Origin of the sequence: Hwanghaeella sp. LZ110 (assembly GCF_048892525.1) — a bacterium.
In the GTDB taxonomy this organism is placed as follows: domain Bacteria; phylum Pseudomonadota; class Alphaproteobacteria; order UBA8366; family Aestuariispiraceae; genus Pacificispira.
The window spans coordinates 509907-531780 of sequence record NZ_JBLZHT010000001.1; the positions used below are offsets into that span (position 1 = coordinate 509907).

21 protein-coding genes are annotated in these 21874 nt (G+C 54.8%); 10 read left to right on the plus strand and 11 right to left on the minus strand.

All coding sequences use genetic code 11. The annotated features are described in order from the left end of the window. Positions 1–41 precede the first annotated feature (41 nt). From ACOSDM_RS02160 to ACOSDM_RS02170, 3 genes are read right to left on the minus strand one after another with little or no spacing between them, the layout of a single operon-like run. Complete coding sequence (locus ACOSDM_RS02160; RefSeq protein WP_420722832.1) at positions 42–1181, minus strand: extracellular solute-binding protein; 1140 nt, start codon at positions 1179–1181, stop codon at positions 42–44. Positions 1182–1227: 46 nt separating this feature from the next. Next, on the minus strand, positions 1228–2013 hold the full coding sequence (locus ACOSDM_RS02165; RefSeq protein WP_420722833.1) for an ABC transporter permease: 786 nt from the start codon (positions 2011–2013) through the stop codon (positions 1228–1230). Then, complete coding sequence (locus tag ACOSDM_RS02170; RefSeq protein ID WP_420722834.1) at positions 2013–2879, minus strand: ABC transporter permease; 867 nt, start codon at positions 2877–2879, stop codon at positions 2013–2015. The genes ACOSDM_RS02165 and ACOSDM_RS02170 overlap by 1 nt, the downstream gene beginning before the upstream one ends. Before the next feature lie 100 nt (positions 2880–2979). Here ACOSDM_RS02170 and ACOSDM_RS02175 point away from each other — a divergent pair, with 100 nt between their 5' ends. Then, positions 2980–3939, plus strand: a complete 960-nt coding sequence (locus tag ACOSDM_RS02175) for a LysR family transcriptional regulator (RefSeq protein WP_420722835.1) — start codon at positions 2980–2982, stop codon at positions 3937–3939. A gap of 19 nt (positions 3940–3958) precedes the next feature. Here the strand turns inward: ACOSDM_RS02175 and ACOSDM_RS02180 are convergent, their stop codons facing one another. Further along, complete coding sequence (locus ACOSDM_RS02180) at positions 3959–5215, minus strand: D-amino acid dehydrogenase (protein WP_420722836.1); 1257 nt, start codon at positions 5213–5215, stop codon at positions 3959–3961. 150 nt (positions 5216–5365) lie between these two features. Here ACOSDM_RS02180 and fumC point away from each other — a divergent pair, with 150 nt between their 5' ends. Further along, entirely contained in the window at positions 5366–6775 is a 1410-nt protein-coding gene (fumC, locus tag ACOSDM_RS02185) for a class II fumarate hydratase (RefSeq protein WP_420722837.1), read from the plus strand. On the opposite strand, the gene arsH is transcribed toward fumC, so the two are convergent. The 5 genes from arsH to ACOSDM_RS02210 are packed head-to-tail and all read right to left on the minus strand — an operon-like array spanning position 6768 to position 9414. Then, complete coding sequence (gene arsH / locus ACOSDM_RS02190; RefSeq protein WP_420722838.1) at positions 6768–7484, minus strand: arsenical resistance protein ArsH; 717 nt, start codon at positions 7482–7484, stop codon at positions 6768–6770. The genes fumC and arsH overlap by 8 nt on opposite strands. Further along, positions 7481–7885: an arsenate reductase (glutaredoxin) gene (gene arsC, locus ACOSDM_RS02195; protein WP_420722839.1), complete on the minus strand. Its 405-nt coding sequence runs from the start codon at positions 7883–7885 to the stop codon at positions 7481–7483. The genes arsH and arsC overlap by 4 nt, the downstream gene beginning before the upstream one ends. Then, a complete protein-coding gene (locus ACOSDM_RS02200) occupies positions 7882–8562 on the minus strand; it encodes an MIP/aquaporin family protein (protein WP_420722840.1) in 681 nt (226 codons plus the stop codon). The genes arsC and ACOSDM_RS02200 overlap by 4 nt, the downstream gene beginning before the upstream one ends. Then, on the minus strand, positions 8559–9056 hold the full coding sequence (locus tag ACOSDM_RS02205) for an arsenate reductase ArsC (RefSeq protein ID WP_420722841.1): 498 nt from the start codon (positions 9054–9056) through the stop codon (positions 8559–8561). Before ACOSDM_RS02205 ends, ACOSDM_RS02200 begins: the two co-directional genes overlap by 4 nt. A gap of 25 nt (positions 9057–9081) precedes the next feature. After that, on the minus strand, positions 9082–9414 hold the full coding sequence (locus ACOSDM_RS02210) for an ArsR/SmtB family transcription factor (RefSeq protein ID WP_420722842.1): 333 nt from the start codon (positions 9412–9414) through the stop codon (positions 9082–9084). 176 nt (positions 9415–9590) lie between these two features. Between ACOSDM_RS02210 and ACOSDM_RS02215 the strand changes: the two genes are divergently transcribed. From ACOSDM_RS02215 to ACOSDM_RS02250, 8 genes are all read left to right on the plus strand, one after another. Beyond that, positions 9591–10085: a MarR family winged helix-turn-helix transcriptional regulator gene (locus ACOSDM_RS02215; protein WP_420722843.1), complete on the plus strand. Its 495-nt coding sequence runs from the start codon at positions 9591–9593 to the stop codon at positions 10083–10085. Beyond that, on the plus strand, positions 10066–11274 hold the full coding sequence (locus tag ACOSDM_RS02220) for an HlyD family secretion protein (protein WP_420722844.1): 1209 nt from the start codon (positions 10066–10068) through the stop codon (positions 11272–11274). Before ACOSDM_RS02215 ends, ACOSDM_RS02220 begins: the two co-directional genes overlap by 20 nt. After that, the gene (locus ACOSDM_RS02225; RefSeq protein ID WP_420722845.1) at positions 11271–12773 is read left to right on the plus strand and encodes a DHA2 family efflux MFS transporter permease subunit; all 1503 of its coding nucleotides are present in this window, start codon (positions 11271–11273) and stop codon (positions 12771–12773) included. The genes ACOSDM_RS02220 and ACOSDM_RS02225 overlap by 4 nt, the downstream gene beginning before the upstream one ends. 227 nt (positions 12774–13000) lie before the next feature. Next, the gene (locus ACOSDM_RS02230; protein ID WP_420722846.1) at positions 13001–14080 is read left to right on the plus strand and encodes a porin; all 1080 of its coding nucleotides are present in this window, start codon (positions 13001–13003) and stop codon (positions 14078–14080) included. 92 nt (positions 14081–14172) lie between these two features. Beyond that, positions 14173–15441 (plus strand): imelysin family protein, encoded by a 1269-nt coding sequence (locus ACOSDM_RS02235; protein WP_420722847.1) that lies wholly within the window; start codon positions 14173–14175, stop codon positions 15439–15441. Between the two features lie 231 nt (positions 15442–15672). Then, on the plus strand, positions 15673–17208 hold the full coding sequence (locus ACOSDM_RS02240) for a di-heme oxidoredictase family protein (RefSeq protein WP_420722848.1): 1536 nt from the start codon (positions 15673–15675) through the stop codon (positions 17206–17208). Continuing rightward, entirely contained in the window at positions 17208–18311 is a 1104-nt protein-coding gene (locus ACOSDM_RS02245) for an imelysin family protein (RefSeq protein WP_420722849.1), read from the plus strand. Before ACOSDM_RS02240 ends, ACOSDM_RS02245 begins: the two co-directional genes overlap by 1 nt. 4 nt (positions 18312–18315) lie before the next feature. Next, the gene (locus ACOSDM_RS02250) at positions 18316–19407 is read left to right on the plus strand and encodes a DUF1513 domain-containing protein (protein ID WP_420722850.1); all 1092 of its coding nucleotides are present in this window, start codon (positions 18316–18318) and stop codon (positions 19405–19407) included. Between the two features lie 4 nt (positions 19408–19411). On the opposite strand, the gene menC is transcribed toward ACOSDM_RS02250, so the two are convergent. Together menC and ACOSDM_RS02260 are read right to left on the minus strand one after the other, a co-directional pair. Next, positions 19412–20530, minus strand: coding sequence for an o-succinylbenzoate synthase (gene menC, locus ACOSDM_RS02255; RefSeq protein ID WP_420722851.1), 1119 nt, complete (start codon positions 20528–20530; stop codon positions 19412–19414). Next, the gene (locus tag ACOSDM_RS02260; protein ID WP_420722852.1) at positions 20527–21867 is read right to left on the minus strand and encodes a TRAP transporter large permease; all 1341 of its coding nucleotides are present in this window, start codon (positions 21865–21867) and stop codon (positions 20527–20529) included. Before ACOSDM_RS02260 ends, menC begins: the two co-directional genes overlap by 4 nt. Between the last annotated feature and the right edge of the window lie 7 nt (positions 21868–21874).

Consider the following 21874-nt stretch of genomic DNA (forward strand, 5'->3'; position numbering starts at 1 on the left):
CCGGGGGTGGATCGTAACCCACCCCCGGACCTGTTTCAGGCTTAATAGCCTTTTTGGACGCGACCAAAGGTCTTGGACCAGTCCTGCTCGTTCCCGTTCCAGTAATCTGGATCGGCAAAGGTCAGGCCGGACAAGGTGCCGGTCGGGTCAAAGGCGGGCAGAGTTGGGATTTTCTTGCCCAGATCAACCTTCTGCGGGTCCAGCGCTGGCGGATAGTTCTGTCCTTCCGCGACGGCGATGGAGGTTGCCGGATCCAGCATGAAGTTCAGCAGTTCTTCACAGGCTTCCATGGGGGAGCCTTTCAGAACGAACAGACATTCCTGCCAGCCAAAGCCGTTGGGCGGATCCATATAGCCGATGTCATGACCCTGCTCCTGCAAGGCATAAATGCGGCCAGACCAGCCTTCGGTGACATAGATTTCTTCCTCTGCCAGCAGGCTCATCAGTTCAGCGCCGGAAGTCCAGTATTTCAGGGCTAGGTCGCGATGTTTGCGCACCGCATCCCAGACGGCATCCATATCCTTGATGTCATTCGGGTCCTGACCGGTTTGCAGGGCCCCCATCCAGATGCGCGTACGCCAATCGCTCCAACCGCCGATTTTGCCTTTCAGCTTTTCGTCGATCAGGATTTTGGCACCCTTTTCCTTCATCTCTTCATCAGAGATATGCTTGCGGTTATAGGCCAGGCCGGTCGTGCCATAGTCATAAGGCACGCAGGACAGCTTGCCGTCCGACACCTTGCGGAACACGTCAGATAATTTGGGAATGACGTATTGCAGGTTGGGAATATTGTCTTCATTCAGTTCGGAGCTGAGGCCCAGATTGTGGTACCGGGCATAGTCAAACACGCCGGACAGATGGGCGATGTTATATTCGCCGGGCTGGCTGGCTTTCACGCGGGACAGATATTCATCGCCCCCGCCGAAGGTGCCATCGACAACCTCAATGCCCGTTGCCTTGGTATAGGGACCAAACGCATATTCCCGGAAGGCTTCAGAGACGACACCGCCCCAGCCATCGAAACGCACCTGGCTGACTGCTGCCAGGGCCCCTTTGTTGAAGGGGGTTTGCACACCATAGGCCAGACCGGCTGCACCGATCAGACCCAGGAAACTGCGCCGATCCAAATCGCCGTTTAAATAGCGTTCGCGAAGGCGTTCATACCGTGTTGTGTTATCCATGCTCATTCTCCTGTTCAAGGTTGGGTTCATTAAGCTTTACGCGGTTCTAGCCGCCGCGTTTCATGGCCATGCGTCGGGCAATCGCTGCACCCAGCAGCGGCAGACCAACGGTAAGGGCGATCATCACGCTGCCCAGCGCATTGATCTCAGGAGAGATCGAATTGCGCAGCATCGCGAAAATCTGAGTGGGAACGGTTTCTACGCCACCGGGCTTCCAGAACAGTGTTCCCGTGATGTCGTCAAAGCTGATCGTGAAGGCAAACAGCATGCCCGCGAAGACCGCAGGCGCCAGCAAAGGCAGCGTGATCTGAAAGAAAGTCTGGATCGGGCTTGCCCCCAGGCTTAAGGCGGCTTCTTCCATATCGCGGCGAATGCCCACCAGCCGGGCCTGAACCACCAGAATGACGAAGGGCAGGGTGAAGATCACATGCCCCATCAACAGCAGGAAGAAGCTCTTGTTGATCGACAGGAAATTCAGGAACAGCAACAGGGCAACCGCCAGCACGACCTCTGGCACCAGGATCGGCGCGATCAGGCATGTGGAAATCAGGTTGCTGCCCGGCACCGTGTAGCGCACCAGCGCAAGACTGGCTAAAACACCCAATGTCGTCGATATCACAGCCGTCAGTGCACCCAACACAAGGGATGTTTGAAACGCCCGCAAGATCGCGTCGTTATTGGCCAGTTCGATAAACCAGCGGAAGGACAGGCCTGTCATCGGGAAGCTGCCGAACTGGCTGGCGTTGAAGCTTAACAGCACCACCACCGCGACCGGCAGGAACATGAACAGATAGACCAGAATGGTCCATAGGCGGATCAATGACCATCCCATCAGCCCAGCCCCTTCATCAACTGCGCCATGCCCAGATACTTGTTATAGATCAGCACCAGCGCGCCCAGTACGGCCAACAGCATCAGCGACAGCGCAGAACCCAGCGGCCAGTCCAATTGGGTGATTATCGCCTCGTAGACCAGATTGGCGAACATGGCATCGGTCGGCCCGCCCAGCACCAGGGGCGTGATATAGGTTCCACATCCAAGCACGAAGCACAGCAACCCGCCCGCCGCCAGTCCAGGCAGCGACAGGGGAAGGGTAACTTCCACGAAGCTGTTCCAGCGTGTCGCGCCCAGGGAACACGCGGCGTCTTCCAGCGACGCATCAATCCCTTCCAAGCTGACATAGACATTCAGCACCATAAAGGGCAGCAGGAAGTGAACCAGGCCCAGAACGACCGTTGCCTGATTATACAGCATCTGGATCGGTTCATCGATCAGGCCAATCGCAAGAAGCGCTGAATTCAACGCGCCAGATACGCCCAGAATGTTAATCCAGCTCATCGTGCGGATAATGTAACTGATCCAGAATGGCAGCATCAGCAACAGCAACAGGATCGCCTTGTTACCTTTGGAACGGGCGATGAAATAGGCGGCCGGATAGCCCATCAGGGCACAGACAACGGTCGTGATCACCCCGATCTTCAGCGTATAGAGCAAGATGTCGCGATAAAAAGCGTCCGACAGTGCCTCACGCCAATTGTCCAGGAAAAAGCCAACCTGATCTGCGCCTGTGGCGGTTCTCAGCCAGAAGGAATAGACCACGATGAACAGCAAAGGTACGAATAGCAGCAACGCCACAGCGGTGAGCGCTGGCGAGAGTAGAATCCAAGGCTGACGCGCTTCGCGCGCTTCTACCGACATCCCTGAGCCTCCATTTCTTATTACAGAAAAGGTTGCATGCGGTTTACTATTCAGCAAATAGATAGTTAGAATGATGACTATAGATTTGAGGAATGGTAATATGGCCCTGTATCCCAGCCCGGAACGGCTTGCCCGCGATCTTGATTGGAATCTACTGCGGACATTTCTGATCCTGGCGGAATCCAACAGTGTCACGGATGCGGCGGAACGGCTCAGCCTGAAACAACCCACCGTTTCTAATGCTTTGAAACGGTTGGAAGATCGCATAGGGAAAAAACTGATAGAGCGCTCCCCCGGGCGGTTTGAACTGACGGAAGCGGGGCGGTTGCTACAGCGGGAAGTAATCGACATTCATGGCATGATCCTGCGCCTGGGAACTGTCATGCGCGATGTCACGGATCAAGTGCGCGGTCATGTTCGCATTGCCATGGCCAGCCATGTGATCTCCCCCCTGTTTAATGATGCGCTGACAGCATTTCACACCAATCATCCGCTTGCGACGCTGCAAATTGACGTCTCTGCCAGTCGGGAGGCGACAGCCGCCGTGCTGGCCCGCCGGGCATCCATGGCTGTATGTCTGGTGAAAGATCCAAATCCGAAACTTGAATATCGGCGGCTGTATCGTGAGTATTTCGGACTGTTCTGCGGCCCCACACATCCGCTGTTCGGGCGGCTTAATCTGACAAAGCAGGATCTGGTCGGCCATTCATCGGTCAGTTTCGTGACCGATCAGATGGGGGATGCCTTGCGCCCTGTCACCTTGATGCGGGCGGCTGCCCAATTGGACGAGCGGGTTGTGGGGACGTCTGCCCATTTGGAAGAGGTGCGACGCATGATCGTCGCAGGCCTGGGGGTGGGTCCCTTGCCAATTCATGTTGTGCGGCGGGATATCGAAGACGGGTTGCTGTGGCGCATTCCCCCCTATGAGGATCCCCCGGCGATAGACGTTCATGTCTTGTGGAATCCAAAGGCCAAGATGAATAGGGCGGAAAGCGCCTTGCTGGAGTCCTTACTGGAACAGATCAATATCACGCCGATTGAGCAGCGCACCTATTTATAGGACATCTCAGGACGGGTCGTTATTGCCCAAAACGCGCAGCTGTCAGGCCGTCCATATCGATTTCCGGCTTTTTATCCATGACCAGATCCGCAACAGCACGGGCAGAACCACAGGACATGGTCCATCCCAATGTGCCATGACCGGTATTCAGGAACAGATTGTCATACCGTGTCGGACCGATCACCGGCGTGCCATCGGGCGTCATGGGACGCAGACCGGTCCAGCCTTCCGCCTTGCTGACATCTCCGCCTTTGGGGAACAGGTCACTGACGACATGGCGCACACTGTCGGTCGCATGCCCGCCCAATCGCTTGTTATAGCCAATGATTTCCGCCTGCCCGGCAACGCGGATGCGATCGCCCAGTCGGGTAATCGCGACCTTATGCGTTTCGTCCATGATGGTCGATTGCGGGGCTGCGTCGGAATCCGTGACGGGCAGGGTGATGGAATAACCCTTTATCGGATAAATCGGCAGGCGAATACCAATCGTCTTTAACAGGATCGGTGCATAGGGACCCAACGCACAGACATAGCGGTCGGCGGTTTCCAGACCCTGTTCCGTCTCCACCCCGATGATCTTACCCTTTTCGGAAACGAACCGATCGATCACGACATTGTAATGAAATTCCACACCCAGCTCTGCGGCTTTTTCCGACAAAGCCTGGGTAAAGGCACGGCAATCGCCGGTGCGGTCCGCCATCAGGCGCAGGCCCCCGACAAATTTATCGGCGACATGGCGCAGGCCCGGCTCTGCCGCGATACAGCCATCCCGGTCCAGTACTTCATAGGGCGAATTGAATTGATCCAGCACGGCCTGATCCGCCTTCGCTGCCTTGACCTGCTTTTCGGTGCGGAACAATTGCAGCGTGCCTTGGTCTCGTTGATCAAAGTCGATGGTGACCTCGTCCATCAATTCGGTCAGGGCATCGCGGCTATAGTTTGAAACCCGCACCATGCGGCTTTTGTTCAGGGCATAGGATGCCTCGTTACAATTCATCAATAATTGCAGGCACCATTTCCACATGGTCGGACTGATCAGCGGCCAGATGAACAGGGGGCGATGGCGCATGAACAGCCATTTCAGTGCCTTCAGGGGAATGCCGGGCGCTGCCCAGGGGCTGCTCATGCCATAAGACAACTCCCCGGCATTGGCGAAGCTGGTTTCCATACCGGGGCCGCGCTGGCGGTCGATGACCACGACTTCCGCCCCTTGCCGGGCCAGATAATAGGCCGTTGTGACGCCAATGACCCCAGCCCCTAAAACAATAACACGCATAACATCCCCTGATATCCAGCCTGCTGGCGCGGATCAATCGTGTGTGATTTTGTCAGAAGATGGCACAGCGCTGTGGATTTGAACAGGGGCACCCCCATGTAATAGGCGACAGGTTGAATGCCTAAACCAGACGGATGGGAGACTGCAGCAATGACCGACACGATGCGCCAGGAATCAGATGCCTTTGGCAGTATTGATGTGCCAACCGCGAAATATTGGGGTGCCCAGACACAACGCAGCCTGCAGAATTTCCGGATCGGGACGGAAACCATGCCGTTGCCGCTGATTCATGCGCTGGGCATTGTTAAGCAGGCTGCTGCCCTGACGAATATGGAACAGGGTTTGCTGGATAAGCGTCTGGGAATGGCTATTGTGAATGCCGCGAAAGAGGTCGCCGATGGTGCGTTGGATGCGCATTTCCCCTTAAAGGTCTGGCAGACCGGGTCTGGCACACAAACCAATATGAACGCCAATGAAGTCATCGCTAATCGCGCTATTGAGGAATTGGGCGGGGTTTTGGGGTCCAAAGACCCCGTGCATCCCAATGATCATGTCAATCAGTCACAATCGTCCAACGATACCTTTCCCACCGCGATGCATATTGCGGCGGTGCGCCAGCTGCACTCAGAACTGGTGCCTGCCCTGACGTATCTGCATCGCCTTTTGGCGGAAAAGGCGACCGCCTGGCAGGAGATTGTCAAGCTGGGCCGCACCCATTTGCAGGATGCGACACCCTTGACCCTGGGGCAGGAGTTTTCCGGCTATGCCCGCCAGGTTGAATTGGGATTACACCGGTTGGAGTCCTGTCTGCCGCGGCTGTATCCCCTGGCGCAGGGGGCAACAGCGGTGGGCACCGGGTTGAATTCTGCCCAGGGCTTTGCGGATCGTTTTGCGGCGCATGTCGCGGAATTGACTGGCCTGCCTTTCATCAGCGCGGAAAATAAATTTGAAGCCATCGCGGCCCATGATGCGATGGTTGAAGTCTCTGGCGTGCTGAACACAATCGCGGCGGGTCTGTTTAAGATTGCTCAGGACATTCGCTTCCTGGGATCGGGGCCGCGATCAGGCTTGGGGGAATTGATCCTGCCGGAGAATGAGCCGGGGTCTTCGATCATGCCAGGCAAGGTTAATCCAACACAGTGCGAGGCCATGACCATGGTCTGCGCCCAGGTGATGGGCAATCATACGACCGTCACCGTTGCGGGCAGTCAGGGTAATTTTGAATTGAACGTTTTCAAACCGGTGCTGATTTTCAATGTGTTGCAGTCCATCCGCTTGCTGGCCGATGCCAGTCGTTCCTTCGGGGAAAACTGTATCGAAGGGCTTCAGCCGGATCGGCAGCGGATATCGTCGTTGATGGCGCAATCCTTGATGCTGGTGACCGCGCTGGCCCCGCATATCGGCTATGACAATGCGTCGAAGATTGCAAAAACTGCCCATAAGAATGGTACGACCCTGCGCGAAGAAGCGCTTAATTCAGGGCTGGTGACAGGCGAACAATATGACGATTGGGTGGACCCCTTGGCCATGACCCGACCGACAGACACGGTGGCTAAATAGACTGTTGGTTGACACGTTTGGACAGGTCTTCGGCGCTTTCAACCCGTTCGGAATATCGGTCGACCAGATAGTCGGAACGCCCCCGTGTCAGGATGGTGAATTTCATCAATTCCTCCATCACATCGACCATTCGGTTATAATAGGGGGACGGGTTCATGCGCCCGTCTTCGTCAAATTCCAGGAAGGCCTTGGCGACAGACGACTGGTTGGGGATGGTGATCATCCGCATCCAGCGCCCCAATATGCGCATCTGATTGACCGTATTGAAACTCTGTGAGCCACCGGAAACCTGCATCAAGGCCAGGGTACGCCCCTGGGTCGGGCGAAAGCCGCCAATCGGGGCCAGGGGCAACCAGTCAATCTGTGTCTTCATCACGCCGGTCATCGCCCCGTGGCGCTCTGGCGAGCACCAGACATGTGCTTCAGACCACAGCGACAGGGTGCGCAATTCCTGCACCTTTTCATGGGTGTCTGGCGCATCATCAACCAGCGGCAGGCCGGATGGATTGAAGATTTTGACCTCTGCGCCCAAGGTTTGCAGAATGCGGGCTGCTTCCTGCGTCAATAAACGCGAATAGGACCGCTGTCGCAGGGACCCGTACAGCATCAGGATGCGGGGCGGGTGGGTCGGATCCCCCGGATGCGCCAAGCGCCCGATATCGATGGGGTGCAACTGTGACTTTTGAATGTTGGGAAGCGTGTCGTTCATGGCGCGATAATTATGTCGCCATCTTCCTTTGTAAAGCGTGTGCCGGGCGCAACCTGCAACAGGGGAAATATCGCCTCTGACGGGCGGCACAGCTTCACACCCATTTTCGTGCAGACAATGGGTCTGTTGACCAGAATGGGGTGTTGCAGCATCGCATTCAGGATCGTTTCGTCAGACACGGTTGGATCGGTCAGCCCCAACTCTTCCGCTGGTGATTTTGAGACCCTCAACGCATCGCGCGGCGTCAGGTCTGCCGCAGCAAACAGCCCCAGCAACTGTTCCCGGGTCCAGCCAGTTTTCAGGTATTCAATGACAATCGGCTCTTCCGCAAAGGCGCGGATAATCGCCAACACATTACGGGATGTCCCACAGTCTGGATTGTGGTGGATAACAATACTCATGCGTCATTCGCCTCACTTTTAGGAGTATTGAATTGCCAGTTGCAATACGCCAAGGCCAACACGGCGGCCACCAATTGGGCGGCAATAAACCAGGGCACATCTTCGGGACGGATCCCCGCAAAGGTATCGGAAAAGGCGCGCGCAATGGTGACGGCCGGATTCGCAAAGGATGTTGACGCAGTAAACCAATAGGCGGCCGTGATGTATAAACCAACAGCCATGGCAACTGCTTCTTTCTTAACTCGGATTGTTCCTAAGATCGTCATCACCAATCCAAATGTTGCCACAGCTTCTGCAAAGCATTGCGCCCCGCCACTGCGTATTTTCTGGGAAAATTGCAAAACCTCTTCGCCAAACATCAAATGCGCAGCCCAAACGCCGACCAAGGCTCCCAGAACCTGAATGCCGACATAGCCAAGGCCCTGTTGGACGGAAATTTCTCGCTTTAAGGCGAAAACCAGGGTTACGGCCGGGTTAAAATGCGCCCCGGAAACAGGTCCGAATTGCGTGATTAGAATGATCAGGATGGCACCGGTGGGGATGGTGTTGCCCAGAAGGGCTACCGCCACATTCCCACCGGCTAGCGTTTCCGCCATAATCCCTGAGCCGACGACTGTAGCCAGCAGAAAAGCTGTGCCAACAAACTCCGCCGCCAGCTTACGAAACAGCGTGGTCACTCTTTCGTTCCGATATCATTTAGCCTCTTCTGCAGTGAAAGCTTATCGATGCTGTTTATCGGCAAAGAGGTGAAGACTGATATCCTGGAATTCAACATGCGATAGGTGTCAGAGAAGGCCAGGGCTTTCTCCGGCTCAGTCCCTTCCGCTTCTGCGGGGTCAGGAACACCCCAATGTGCAGACATTGGTTGGCCAGGCCAGACTGGGCACACTTCCGCAGCGGCATTGTCGCAGACGGTGAAGACAAAATCCATTTCCGGGGCGCCAGGCTCTGCAAATTCCGCCCAGTCTTTTGACCGCGCAAAACTTGTATCGAAATTCATTCGCTTTAACAGGTCGATGGTTTGTGGATGAACCACCCCTTTGGGGTTTGATCCTGCTGAAAATGCCTTGAACCGGCCCTGGCCAAGACGGTTCATAAGGGCTTCGGCCATAATGGACCGCGCAGAATTTCCTGTGCACAGAAACAACACATTGTAGACATGTTCACTCATGGTTTCCTCCCCAGCAAGCCCGAGCTCAGCAAGCGCAGGCAATTTCGTCGATAACAGGTTGGCAAAGTTCAGGGCGGCCGCCGCAGCAGTCTTCCATCAGAAAACTCAACAGAGCGCGCATGGCATCAAAATCTGCGAAATAGCGGATTGTGCGGCCGTGTCGTTCATTGCGCACCATCCCGGCATTCAGCAGCACGGTCAGATTGGCAGACATGGTGTTTTGTTTCACGTCCAGCAGAGAGGCGATTTCCCCGGCGTTCAGCCCGTCTGATCCCGCCTTTACCAAAAGCCGAAACACATCCAGGCGGGTTTGCTGACTGAGGGCGAAAAACGCCGCGAGTGCTTTGTTTGTATCCATAATTCATGAATAATGGATATATCATTTGTTGTCAATATCCGCCTCGTCGCTTCTGGCGCTAAGATGGCCCATTTCGGGGACAGAATTGTGATGTTTTTGCGAAATTTGCTGACAGTCTTGTTTGTCAGCTTCTTATATAATATATAATGTTTACTAAATCCTCAGAAAGTTTGTTTATGCGCCATCCCAAAAAGAGCTTTGGTTTCATTGTGCATGAAGTAGCCCGGTTGCTGCGGCGCGATTTCAATCAGCGCGCCGTCAATTTAGGGCTTTCTCAGGCGCAATGGCGCGCCTTGGCGTATTTGTCCCATCATGAAGGGATACGGCAGGTGACGCTGGCAGAATACCTGGAAATACAGCCCATATCATTGGGTCGCCAATTGGATTACCTACAGGAAAGCGGATTAATCGAACGACGACCAGATCCCACAGATCGTAGGGCTATTCAGCTTTATCTAACCCCTGCGGCGGAGCCTGTTCTGGCACGTTTATGGGAACATGCCGCTGAAACACAAAAAGCCGCACTGAATGGAATCCCAGAGAATGAACACGACGCGCTGTTGACACTGTTGCAGCGCGTCAAACTTAATCTCCTATCAAATGACGAGGCTTGTGATGTCGACCGCAAGTCCTCACCCGAAGGCACAGACAATGTCAAATCAAGCACCTAGCGCCTCTAACTCAACCTCTGCTGATATGGTGCCGGATGGCGCCGCGCTGCCCGGTGCGGGGCCAAGGAATGATAACATCCCAAAACAGCGAAAGCGAAACAGGATCCGTACTTTTCTTCTGGTGCTGGGCCCGTTGGTCGTAATCGCCGTCGCGGGATATACCTATTTCACTGGCGGGCGGCTTGTCGGTACGGAAAACGCCTATATCAAGGCCGATAAGGTAATGATCGCCGCAGAAGTGTCCGGATTGATTTCTGACGTCATGGTAAAGGAAAACCAGGCCGTTTCAGCCGGGGATGTGCTGTTCCAAATCGATGATCGTTCCTATCGCATCGCGCTGAATGAGGCGCAGGCTAAACTGTCGATGCTTCGTAACGAATTTGCCAGTTTGAAGGCCAGCTATCAGGAAAAGCGATCTGAACTAGCGCTGGCTCGTGCCAATATTGATTATGCCAAAAGTGAATATGATCGGCAAAAGCCGTTGGTTGCCAGCAAGACAATCTCGTCTAGTAAGTTTGATTCTGTAAGTCATGATCTGACCGTGGCGCGCCAGGAGAATCAGATCATTCAGCAAGAGGCGCAGCAGATACTGGCCTCTCTGGGGGGATCGATTGATATCCAGATTGAGGATTACCCCCCCTACCAGCAAGCGATGGCGGATCTGGAACGCGCCAGACTGAATATAGAGCGGACCGTTGTGCGTGCGCCCTTCGCCGGGGTGGTCAGCAATACACCGGAAGTGGGCCAGCAGGTTGTTGGTAATGGCGCCTTCAGCAGCCCGGTAATGAGTTTGATTGCCAGCAACGGTGTCTGGATTGAGGCGAATTTTAAGGAAACAGACCTGACCCATATCAGGCCGGGTCAGCCGGTGGTTATTACGGTTGATACATTTCCAGATCAGGACCTACAGGGGTTCGTTACCAGTGTCAGCCAAGCGACAGGCTCTGAATTTTCAGTAATTCCCCCTCAGAATGCGACGGGAAACTGGGTCAAGGTTGTCCAGCGCATCCCATTGCGTATTTCCCTGAAAAATGAGCAGGCGGACCTTGCCTTGCGGTCGGGGATGAGCGTTTCGGTGGAAGTTGATACCGGTTATCAGCGCGAAATGCCCGATTTTGTGCATTCCACCCTGTCCTGGCTGGGGGCGTTGCCTCAGGCGACTGCAGCGGAAACAGAGCAGCCCAAATGACGTCGACGGAGGGCAAACCTGCTCATCTGGGGTTGATCACCGCGTCGATTATGTTGGCGACGATCATGCAGGCCCTGGATACGACAATCGCCAATGTTGCCTTACCCCATATGCAAGGCAGTCTTTCAGCGACGCAGGATCAGATTTCCTGGGTGCTGACATCCTATATCGTGGCTGCGGCGATCATGACACCGCCAACCGGATTCCTTGCTGCGCGGTTTGGACGCAAGCGTCTGTTTGCGACTATGGTGACAGGGTTCACTATTGCGTCCATCCTGTGTGGCGCGGCAACCTCGCTGGAACAGATTGTCGTTTTTCGCCTGTTGCAGGGAATATTTGGCGCGGGATTGGTTCCCTTGTCACAGGCGGTCCTGCTGGACAGCTATCCCAGGGAAAAGCATGGGTCCGCGATGGCTCTTTGGGGAGTCGGCGTGATGGTCGGGCCAATTCTAGGGCCGACCCTGGGGGGCTATCTGACGGAATATTACAATTGGCGTTGGGTGTTTTACATCAACCTTCCCTTTGGGATGCTGGCCCTGGCGGGTATCCTGACAGTCGTTCCGGAAACGGTACGGAATCTTGACCGTCGTTTCGATATATTTGGTTTTGCACTATTAAGCCTCGCCATCGGTGCATTGCAGATGATGCTAGACCGCGGTGAGTCTCAGGATTGGTTCTCATCGACGGAAATCATTGTCGAAACTGTCATTGCTGCCCTGTGTTTTTACATGTTCCTGGTTCAGATGTTCACGGCAAAGAACCCCTTTATCGAGCCCGGATTATTTAAGGATCGCAATTTCGCTGCAGGCCTGGTTGTCATCTTTATGGTTGGGATTATCCTGTTGGCGACGCTGGCGCTGTTACCGCCCTTTTTGCAATCGTTGATGGGGTATCCAGTTTTGACCACGGGGTACATTCTTGCTCCGCGTGGTATCGGGACAATGGTGGCGATGATTATCGTCGGTCGGTTGAACGGGCGTATAGATGCCCGTGCCCTGATTTTGTTGGGTATATGTTTGATATCCGTCTCGCTTTATGAAATATCCACATTTACGGTCGATATCCCAATGGCTACCCTGATTTGGACCGGGATCATCCAGGGCTTTGGTCTGGGCTTTATCTTCGTGCCGTTAAGCACGGTTGCTTTTTCCACCCTGAACGCGAAATACCGAAATGAAGGTACGGCGATGTTCAGTTTGATGCGCAATATTGGCAGCAGTATCGGAATTTCGGTGGTCGTCACGCTGTTGGCCCAGAACACCCAGATCAATCATGCCAATATTGGTGAGTTGATGAACCCGTTCCGAGAAATGATGCATCAGCCTTTATTACCGCAATCTTGGGATTGGCACACCACGTCAGGACTTGCCGCCTTGAACGGAGAGGTGACCCGGCAGGCAACAACGATTGGTTATCTGAATAACTTTATTTTCATGATGTGGATTACCCTGGCGGCGATCCCTATGCTTTTTCTAATCAGGCCCAAACGCAAGCGGTAAAAACATTGCAATTAATAATCATTCGCATTTTTGTTGACAAGAGATAACGCCTGATCAATAGTTGGGTTTATAAAGATGTCTGCACAGTAAATGCCGACATTCTGGCTCACTTGGGGGTGGCACATCAGCCAACGAAGAGCGTATCGGCCTCGATTCCGAGGATAGAGATTTATTGTCTTTTCGCCAGCCAAACCACAGAACCCACTCTGTATGAAATGGATGAAAAAATGAAAAGATCATGGTTGTTGGCTGGCACCGTTCTGGCGGGATTTATTCCGGCTGCCGCCCATGCCGGTGACGTGGTGGTTACCTTTTCCGGCATGTTGGATTATCAGTTTGCATTCGCGGATGCGGACCAAGAAGCCCCTGGCGTAGGGGCGAGCATTTCTGCGGTTTCTGACCAGTCAGAATTGGTTTGGGATGTTGATGCGGTCACCGATACCGGTTTGCATTATGGGGCCAATATCCAATGGGGTTTTGCCACAGAAAACACCGGTGCCTTTGACGAGATGTACTTGAAATTCTTCGGGGATTGGGGGCGTATTCATCTGGGATCGGATGACGATGTCGTCGATAACATGGCAACGGGCGGACATGATGTTCAGGCCCACAGCGAAGGATTTGATGGTGAATTCGGTGATTACTATACCCAGATTGGCGACGCCGTCTTTCTAGGCACGTCGGAAAGCAGCGACGATGCGAACAAGATCGCCTATTACACGCCAAATTTTGGAGGATTCGAAGGGGGCATTTCGTTTACCCCGCAAAATGGCGTGGAAGGGCAAACACAGCAGACCGATGATGGGGCCGCCTATAATGTCCTGGAAACCTCAGTGACCTATGGCGTTGATCTGCAGGATGTTTCAATCCTGGGCTCATTGGGCTATCGCCATGCGGATGCGGATCAGGGCGTCATCAATCAAAACCTGGAGAAAATCAACGCCTGGCGCGCCGGGGTGAAAGTTGGTTTCGGTCCGGTAGAGATCGGCGCTGGCTATGGCGATAATGGTTCTTCGGGGGTTCAAAAGGGCACCCTGGCGGATGCTGGCAGCAATTATCAGTTCGGCGTCGGCTATGATTATGGCCTGGGTCGATTTGCGGTCGGCTATGCTTATGGCGAAAACACCAATGCGGACGGTACAAAAGACGAAATGACCGTCTACAACATCTCAATTGATGCGCAAGTTGCCGAAGGGCTGCTCGTTTACAGCGATGTTGTCCATGCCGACAGCAGCAATGGTGCTGGCGGTGCCGCGAATGAAAATGAAGGGACGGTTGTGCTGATTGGAAGCGCCGTCTCGTTCTAGGTGGTTTTTTTGTCGCAGCGGTTTGACATCGTCAGACTGATGAATGAGAATGACTATCATTATCATGCGTAACGACTGTATGGGAGAGTAGCATGTCGAAATTTGGAAGAGCCATCGCCTTTGGTGCCATGGTCCTGGCCGCCCCGGTGGTTTCTGTGAATGCAGCAGAGCCTGTTGGGATATTGAACAATTATGCGAATATTGCCCATGCGGGTTATGAAGATTCGCTGATCACCGCCAAGAAACTGGATACTGCGATTGATGGTTTGATCGCCAATCCGACGGCGGAAACCCTGTCGGCTGCGCGTGAAGCCTGGTTGGATGCGCGCGTGCCTTATCAACAAACGGAAGCTTTCCGGTTCGGGAATGCGATTGTTGATGATTGGGAAGGGCGGGTGAATGCCTGGCCATTGGATGAAGGGTTGATTGACTATGTCGATCCGTCCTACGGCATGGAATCGGATCAGAATCCTCTCTACACAGTTAATGTGATTGCAAATCCAAAACTGAAAATTGCCGGTCAGAATGTGGATGCCACCAATATTACGCCTGAGCTATTGTCAGAAACGCTGCAGGAAGCGGGTGGCGTTGAAGCGAATGTTGCAACCGGTTATCACGCAATCGAATTTCTGTTGTGGGGTCAGGATTTGAATGGAACGGGCCCTGGTGCCGGTAACCGCCCGGCCAGCGATTATGACACCCAGAACTGCACCAATGGTCATTGTGACCGTCGTGCTGAATATCTGAAGGCGGCATCAACCTTGTTGATCGCCGATCTGCAGGAGATGGTCGGCAATTGGGAAGAGGGAGGAGCCGCACGCGCCGCGCTGCTTGAAAATCCTGATGCGGGCCTCCTGGCCATCCTGACCGGAATGGGATCGCTGTCCTATGGTGAATTGGCGGGCGAGCGCATCAAGCTGGGCCTGTTGCTGCACGACCCGGAAGAAGAGCATGATTGCTTCTCAGACAATACTTACAATTCCCATTATTATGATCAGATGGGTATTCGGAACGTCTATCTGGGGCAGTATGAACGGATTGATGGGTCTATGGTTTCCGGGCCGTCAATCTCTGACCTGGTGGCGGAAAAATCTCCAGCCGTGGATAAGGAGTTGCGTGCCAAGCTGGACGCCACCGTTTCGGCAATGGAACAGATGCGCCAGCGGGCACAGTCTGGCGAAGCCTATGATCAGATGATTGGGGAAGGGAATGAATCCGGCAATGCGATCATTCAAGCGGTGGTCGACGGTCTGGTCGCCCAGACACGCCCCATTGAACGGGCTGTCGCCGAATTGAATCTGGGCCAGGCCAGTTTCGAAGGGTCCGACAGCTTGGACAATCCGAACGCTGTATTCCAGTAAGGCCTGTTAGCATGCAAGTAACAGCCGGCTGATTGGGCGTATTGTCCGATCAGCCGGTTCGTTTTGTTTAACACCGCGTTCGAAGAAAGCTTTCGCAAGCGGACTTGTTTCCGACGACGTATTTGCTGAAAAGAAAGTGGTAAGTGCAACATGTGTGAGCTCATGCGAGCGCATGATGCTCTAGGGTCCCAATCGTTTTGATAAGAAAGACGCCGTGAGATGGTTACCAGTATGAAAGGAAGTCGCATTCTGTCCGCTTCCGTTGGGTTTGTTCTGTTTTCTCTTGGTTTTTGTGCCCCAACATCTGCGCAAGACGCTGCGCCAATCTTGCGAAATGATCTGACTGCCAAAGATCAGGCGCGTGTATCGGCAGTCACACGGGCGACGGAAATTTTCTCCGATGCAGAAAAGTATGAAAACATGTCCGGCGGGGCAGGGACCCTGCAATCTGATACGGGCCGGAATGCGTTTTCTCATTTCTCTGAAAATCTGGATTTTGCAGGTCAGGAGCAGTTTAACCTTGGCAATGGCTTGTTTCGGAAAATCTGGGTGTCCAGCCCTTCTTCAACCAATGCGTCGGATGGATTGGGCCCGATCTATAATGCGCGGTCCTGCCAGCGCTGTCATCTGAAGGACGGGCGTGGTCACCCCCCTGACATCAGTGATACGGATGCTTCAACCATGTTTTTGCGCCTGTCTGTTCCGGCCCGGACCGAGGCGGAACAACAGGCCCTTGCCAGCAAGAAAATGTTGCGCATACCGGAACCAACCTATGGCGGGCAGTTTCAGGACTTCGCCGTGCCAGGCCTGGATGCCGAAGGCCAGATGGTCGTCACTTATGAAGAGCGCCCTGTAACACTGAATGGCGGGCAGGTCGTTTCCTTGCGTGCTCCAACCTACAGTGTGAAGGATCTGGCCTATGGTCCGATGGATCCAGACGTCATGCTATCACCGCGTGTCGCTCCGCCCATGATCGGACTGGGTCTGCTGGAAGCTATCGCCCCCGCTGATATCCTGTCCCAGGCGGACCCGGATGATCTTAATGGGGATGGGATCTCTGGGCGGCCCAGCATGGTTTGGGATCCGGTCGCAGATGGTATCGCGCTGGGTCGGTTTGGCTGGAAGGCGTCCAAGGCTTCCCTGAAGGCACAGGCAGCAGACGCCTTCGCCGGGGATATCGGTATTTCCACGCCCATGGTTCCCAACCACTGGGGCGATTGCACCGAAGCTCAAAGTGCCTGTCGTCAAATGGCGACGGGTGTTCAAGTCAATCTGGGCGATACGGAAGCCCCTGATCCGATCCTGGGTCTGGTCGAACATTATTCCCGCAATCTGGCGGTTCCTGCCCGGCGCGATGTGGCAGATCCAACGGTCCTGCGCGGTAAGAAGGTCTTCTATGAAAGCGGTTGTGTCGCCTGTCATACGCCGAAATATGTGACCAGTCGGAATGCGGATCAACCAGAACACCGATTTCAGTTGATCTGGCCTTATACGGATCTGTTGTTGCACGATATGGGCGAAGGCCTGTCCGATCACCGCCCGGTCGGAGACGCTCAAGGTCAGGAATGGCGTACGCCCCCTCTGTGGGGTATTGGACTGACAGAGGTCGTTAGCGGTCATACATTCTTCCTGCATGATGGTAGAGCCCGCAACCTGTTGGAAGCCATCTTATGGCATGGGGGCGAGGCGCAGGCCGCCCGTGATAAGGTTGTGGAGCTAAGCCTTGAAGACCGAAATGCCCTGATACAGTTTTTGGAGAGCCTGTGATGCGAAAGTTTGCGTGTGTTTTACTGACAACCTTTGCCTTCTGTGGTTTTGCCAAGGCCGATACACAGGCGCCGGTTCCAACGGATGCCTTGAAGAAGTCGGTCGCACAGGCTGTGGATCAGTTCGTGATCCCTGCCTATGGGCAGTTTAAAAGTGCAGCAGAGTCTCAAAACGACGCCTATGCGCGGCTGTGTTCGGCTCCCAGCGAAGAGGCGTTGGCGGATGTCCAGAACAGTTTTGCTGATGTGGTCAAAACATTCTCTCGTATTGAAGCATTTCGTTTCGGGCCAGCGCGTGACGATAACCGGTTCGAGCGACTGTTGTTCTGGCCCGACCCGCGTGGGCGCGGTCTTCAACAGGTACAATCCCTTCTTCTGGAAAAGGATGAAAGCGCAACCAGTCTGGAAACGCTGCAACAGAAAAGTGTCGCCGTGCAGGGTCTATTGGCCCTGGATTTCGTCTTGTTCGGAACCGGGTATGAGGCTCAGGCCACCCTTGAAGGAGCATTCCGGTGTCGGTATGGCGCGACTATGGCGCAATCCGTCCTGCATATCTCAAATGCGCTGTATGATGGGTGGAGCGCGCCCGGCGGCTACGGCGATCTGATGAAATCAGCCGGTCCGGAAGATGTGCGGTATAAATCAACCGGTGAAGCGATGCAGGAATTTCTACGCGCTGCGCGAGAGCAATTGCAAATCCTGCGTGACACGAAACTGATGCCGCCCTTGCAGGACTCTGTTGATACGGCAAAGCCAAAGCTGGCCCCATTCTGGCGGTCTGACCTGACCCTGCTGTCGATGATCAGCAATGTGGAAGGGATTGCGGATCTGGTCGACAGTTGGTCGCTGGAAAATGCCTTGCCGGCGGATCGGCATTATCTTTCCGAACAATTGGCGCTGGAATTGGGCATGGCACGCGATGCCTTGAACCAAACTGAAGTGTCGGCGGACCGAACCTTCGAAGGGCATTTAAGCACGCAAGAGGATTATGATCGATTGACCTATGCCAGCCTTCCCCTGACCGGGGCGATCACGTTGCTGACTGGCGATGTTCCTGCGGCCCTGGGTCTGATTGCCGGGTTCAATGCGATGGATGGAGATTGAGGCCATGCACCTGTCCAGACGACACGCACTTGCTCTTCTGACAGCGTTGGCTGCCCCTGCGGCTGCGCGTGATGCTCTTGCGGGGCAGCATAGCCTGTTTCTGACATCCATGCGTGATGCCACAGGTGGCTTTGCCGCCGCCTTGATCAATGATCGGGGGGACATGCTGTATCGTGTTCCCTTAAAGGCGCGGGCCCATGATGGGGCGATGTCATCTGATGGCCGGTCGGCGGTGTTGTTTGCGCGACGACCGGGGCATTTTATCCTGGTCTTTGATGTGCGGCGGCGGACGGTTACCCATCACATCGCTGCCCGTGACGACCGCCTCTATTATGGTCATGGCTTTTATTCCGCGGATGGAAAGCTGTTATTTGCAGCCGAAAATGATTTCGATAAAGCGCGCAGCGTTTTGGGTATCTATGACGCCACACAGGGATATGCGCGCGTCGGAGAGTTTGATGGCGGTGGTGTTGGGTGTCATCAGGCAATCCTATTATCTGATGGTGAAACGATTGCCGTCGCCAATGGCGGCATAGCTACCCATCCGGATTATCCCCGCGAAAAATTGAATCTGGCACAGATGGACCCGTGCCTGACCTATCTGCGGGCATCGGACGGGGAAATCCTGCAAACGGTACGCCTGCCCCGCAGTTATGAGAAGTTATCCATTCGCCATCTTACAGAAGTGACACCCGGAACGGTTTGGGTGGCTGGGCAATATGAAGGGTCTTTGTCAGAATGCCCCGGATTATTGGGGGTCCATCAGGGGGGGGCAGAGATGCGCCCGGTTGAAATGCAAGCCTCACTGGTTCACGCCATGAATTACTATACTGGCGCAATCGTTGCCAGCGGTGACAGGCGCCGCGTAATTGCCACCAGCCCCAGAGGCGGGATTGTTGGAATCTGGGACGCCCGGACACAGGCCCTTCAGGACACATTGATGCGCCCTGATGTCTGTGGCGCCGCCCCCGATGGTCAGACCTTTGTGGTCACCGATGGGATTGGACAAATTTCAAATGATCAACGGATTCTCAGCAGTATCGATGGTATTGCCTATGACAATCATCTGGTTCCGATTCCGGCTGAATTGGCGTGATTGTCTATAGCGTCGATTTGAACTGAAACTCAGCAATTCTGCGAATTTCGCTTTCATTGACGTCCAGGCGGCCGGGAACGGGCATGCCGGTTGCCGCCATGCGCAGCGGCGGATCCACCAGATCAGTTCCATAGTATCGATCCGTGCCACCAACATCGCCCGGCACGATACACCCAGGCAGGGCGGCTACGGCCAGATTTGCCGCGCGTGCGATACAGAAATCATGCATGCCCCCAATCATGACGGGCAGGTCCGCGCGGTGTGCACGATCATGCATCTTCTTTGCCTGCCAGGGGCCACCGACATGGGCGGGTTTCAAGACAATGGCACGGCAGGATTTCAGCGCGATCGCGGTTGCCAGATCACTGTCTGACTGCAAACTCTCGTCCAGGGCCAGCGGGGTTTTCATCTGGGCCTGCAAGGCGGCGTGATCGACGAAATCATCCCAGGCCAGGGGTTGTTCCAACAGTGTCAGGTCAAAGCGATCCAGCGCAATCAAATCGGCGGCGTCCTGGATACTATAGGCGCTGTTGCCATCGGCGGTCAGCGCGATACCGGGATATCTGTCGCGCAGGGCCTTCAGCACGGTGGCATCCCGTCCCGGCGCGATTTTCACCTTAATGCGCGTATGGCCCAGATCCAGTGCTTCATCGATCTGATCGAACAGGTCCTCCGGGTGCGTGGGCAGACCAAAGGTTGCCCCGGCGGGGACACTGCCGCTGGTCGCCCCCAGCAAGGCTGCCAGCTTGATTTTTCTGTTCTTGCAGATCAGGTTCAGTGCGGCGGTTTCTAGGGCATGCTTTGCAAATAGATTGCCGCGAACCGGACCCATTGCGACAGCGGCATCATCTGGTTCTGTTAATATTTTGCCCAACAGCCTTGGTGCCAGATGGTTCTTCAGGGCATCCAGAACGGTAGCAACACTTTCCGGCAAATATAGCGGGGCCTGGGGAACGGGGGCTTCCCCCCAACCTGTCAGGCCGCCCGCACGAATTGCCACAATCGGGTGCGTTTCGCGCTGGATGGTTTCATTCGCACTGGAAAATGGCGTCAGCCGGTCCAGGGTAAGTGTCCAGACCTCAACGGCGTCAACCCTCAACCCGGTATCCTGCTGGCCGCTCATAACAGGCTGGGCAGATACAGCGACAGGATCGGGAAGGCCAACAGCAGACCCATCACAATCACATCAGAGATCAGGAAGAAACTGACCCCGGCGAATATACGCTCCAGCGGGATTTTGTCGCCGACAATCGATTTTATGACAAAGACGTTCAGTCCAATAGGCGGCGTTACCAGTCCCATTTCCAGCAGTTTCACAACAATGACGCCATACCAGATCAGGTCCAGCCCATAGGATTCCACCACTGGCAGGGTCAGGGGCAAGGTGAGCAGGATGATGCCCAACGGGTCAAGCATCATGCCCAACACCAAATACAACAGCACGATCAACCCCATGACCAGGAAGACAGACAGTTCCGCAGACCCGATCCAGCCGGTTAACTGCGCTGCGACATTGGTCAGGGCGATGAAGTTGACAAACAGTTTGCCAGCGATGGCGATGGCAAATAACTGGCCGGACTGACTGACCGCCTCGCGCAGGGCTTCTTTGATCTTGGCAATATCCAGACGGCGCAAAACGATGCCCAGAATCAGCGTTGCGATGGCACCGACGCCAGCGGCCTCAGTCGGTGTGAACGCACCCAGATAAATCCCACCAATGATGACGGCGAATAACAGCAGGATCGGCCAACATTTCGCCAGGGCTTGACCCCGCGCTTCACGCGCATTTGTAAGGTTGGGCTGGGGGGCATCTTGCGGGCGCAGTTTAACCCAGATGATAACGATCACAACGTAACCGATCAGCGAGATAAGGCCTGGGATGGCAGCGGCAACAAACAGCTTTGCAATGGACTGTTCTGCAAAGACGCCAAAGATAATGAACAGAATGGATGGCGGGATCAGCGATCCCAGCGTGCCGCCAATGGCGACGGATCCTGTCGCTAATGCGCGGGAATAGTTACTGTCCAGCATTTCTGGAACAGCAACCCGCCCCATGGCCGCAGCACAGGCGACGGACGAACCACTGATGGCGCTGAATCCGCCACAGCCAATGATCGATGCGATCGCCAACCCGCCTGGCATACGCGCCAGCCATACACGGGCGGCGGCATAAATGTCGGTGGTAAAGCCAGCCTGAAACGCTAAGTGCCCAACGAAAATAAATAAGGGAACAGTTGATAACGCATAGGAGTTAACAAAATCCAGCGGTGTAGAGCCCAACAGGGAACTGACCGGTGGTATGGCGGCGGACAGGGAGAAGGGCAACCAGGGCGTCCAAGCATAGGCCAACAGCATGCCACATGTCGCGACACTGCCAAGGGCAATGGCGATGGGAACACGAAATGCAAGAAGGACGAGGACAACCGCGAAACCGCCGTATCCTATCAGATGTGGGTCCATATTTCGA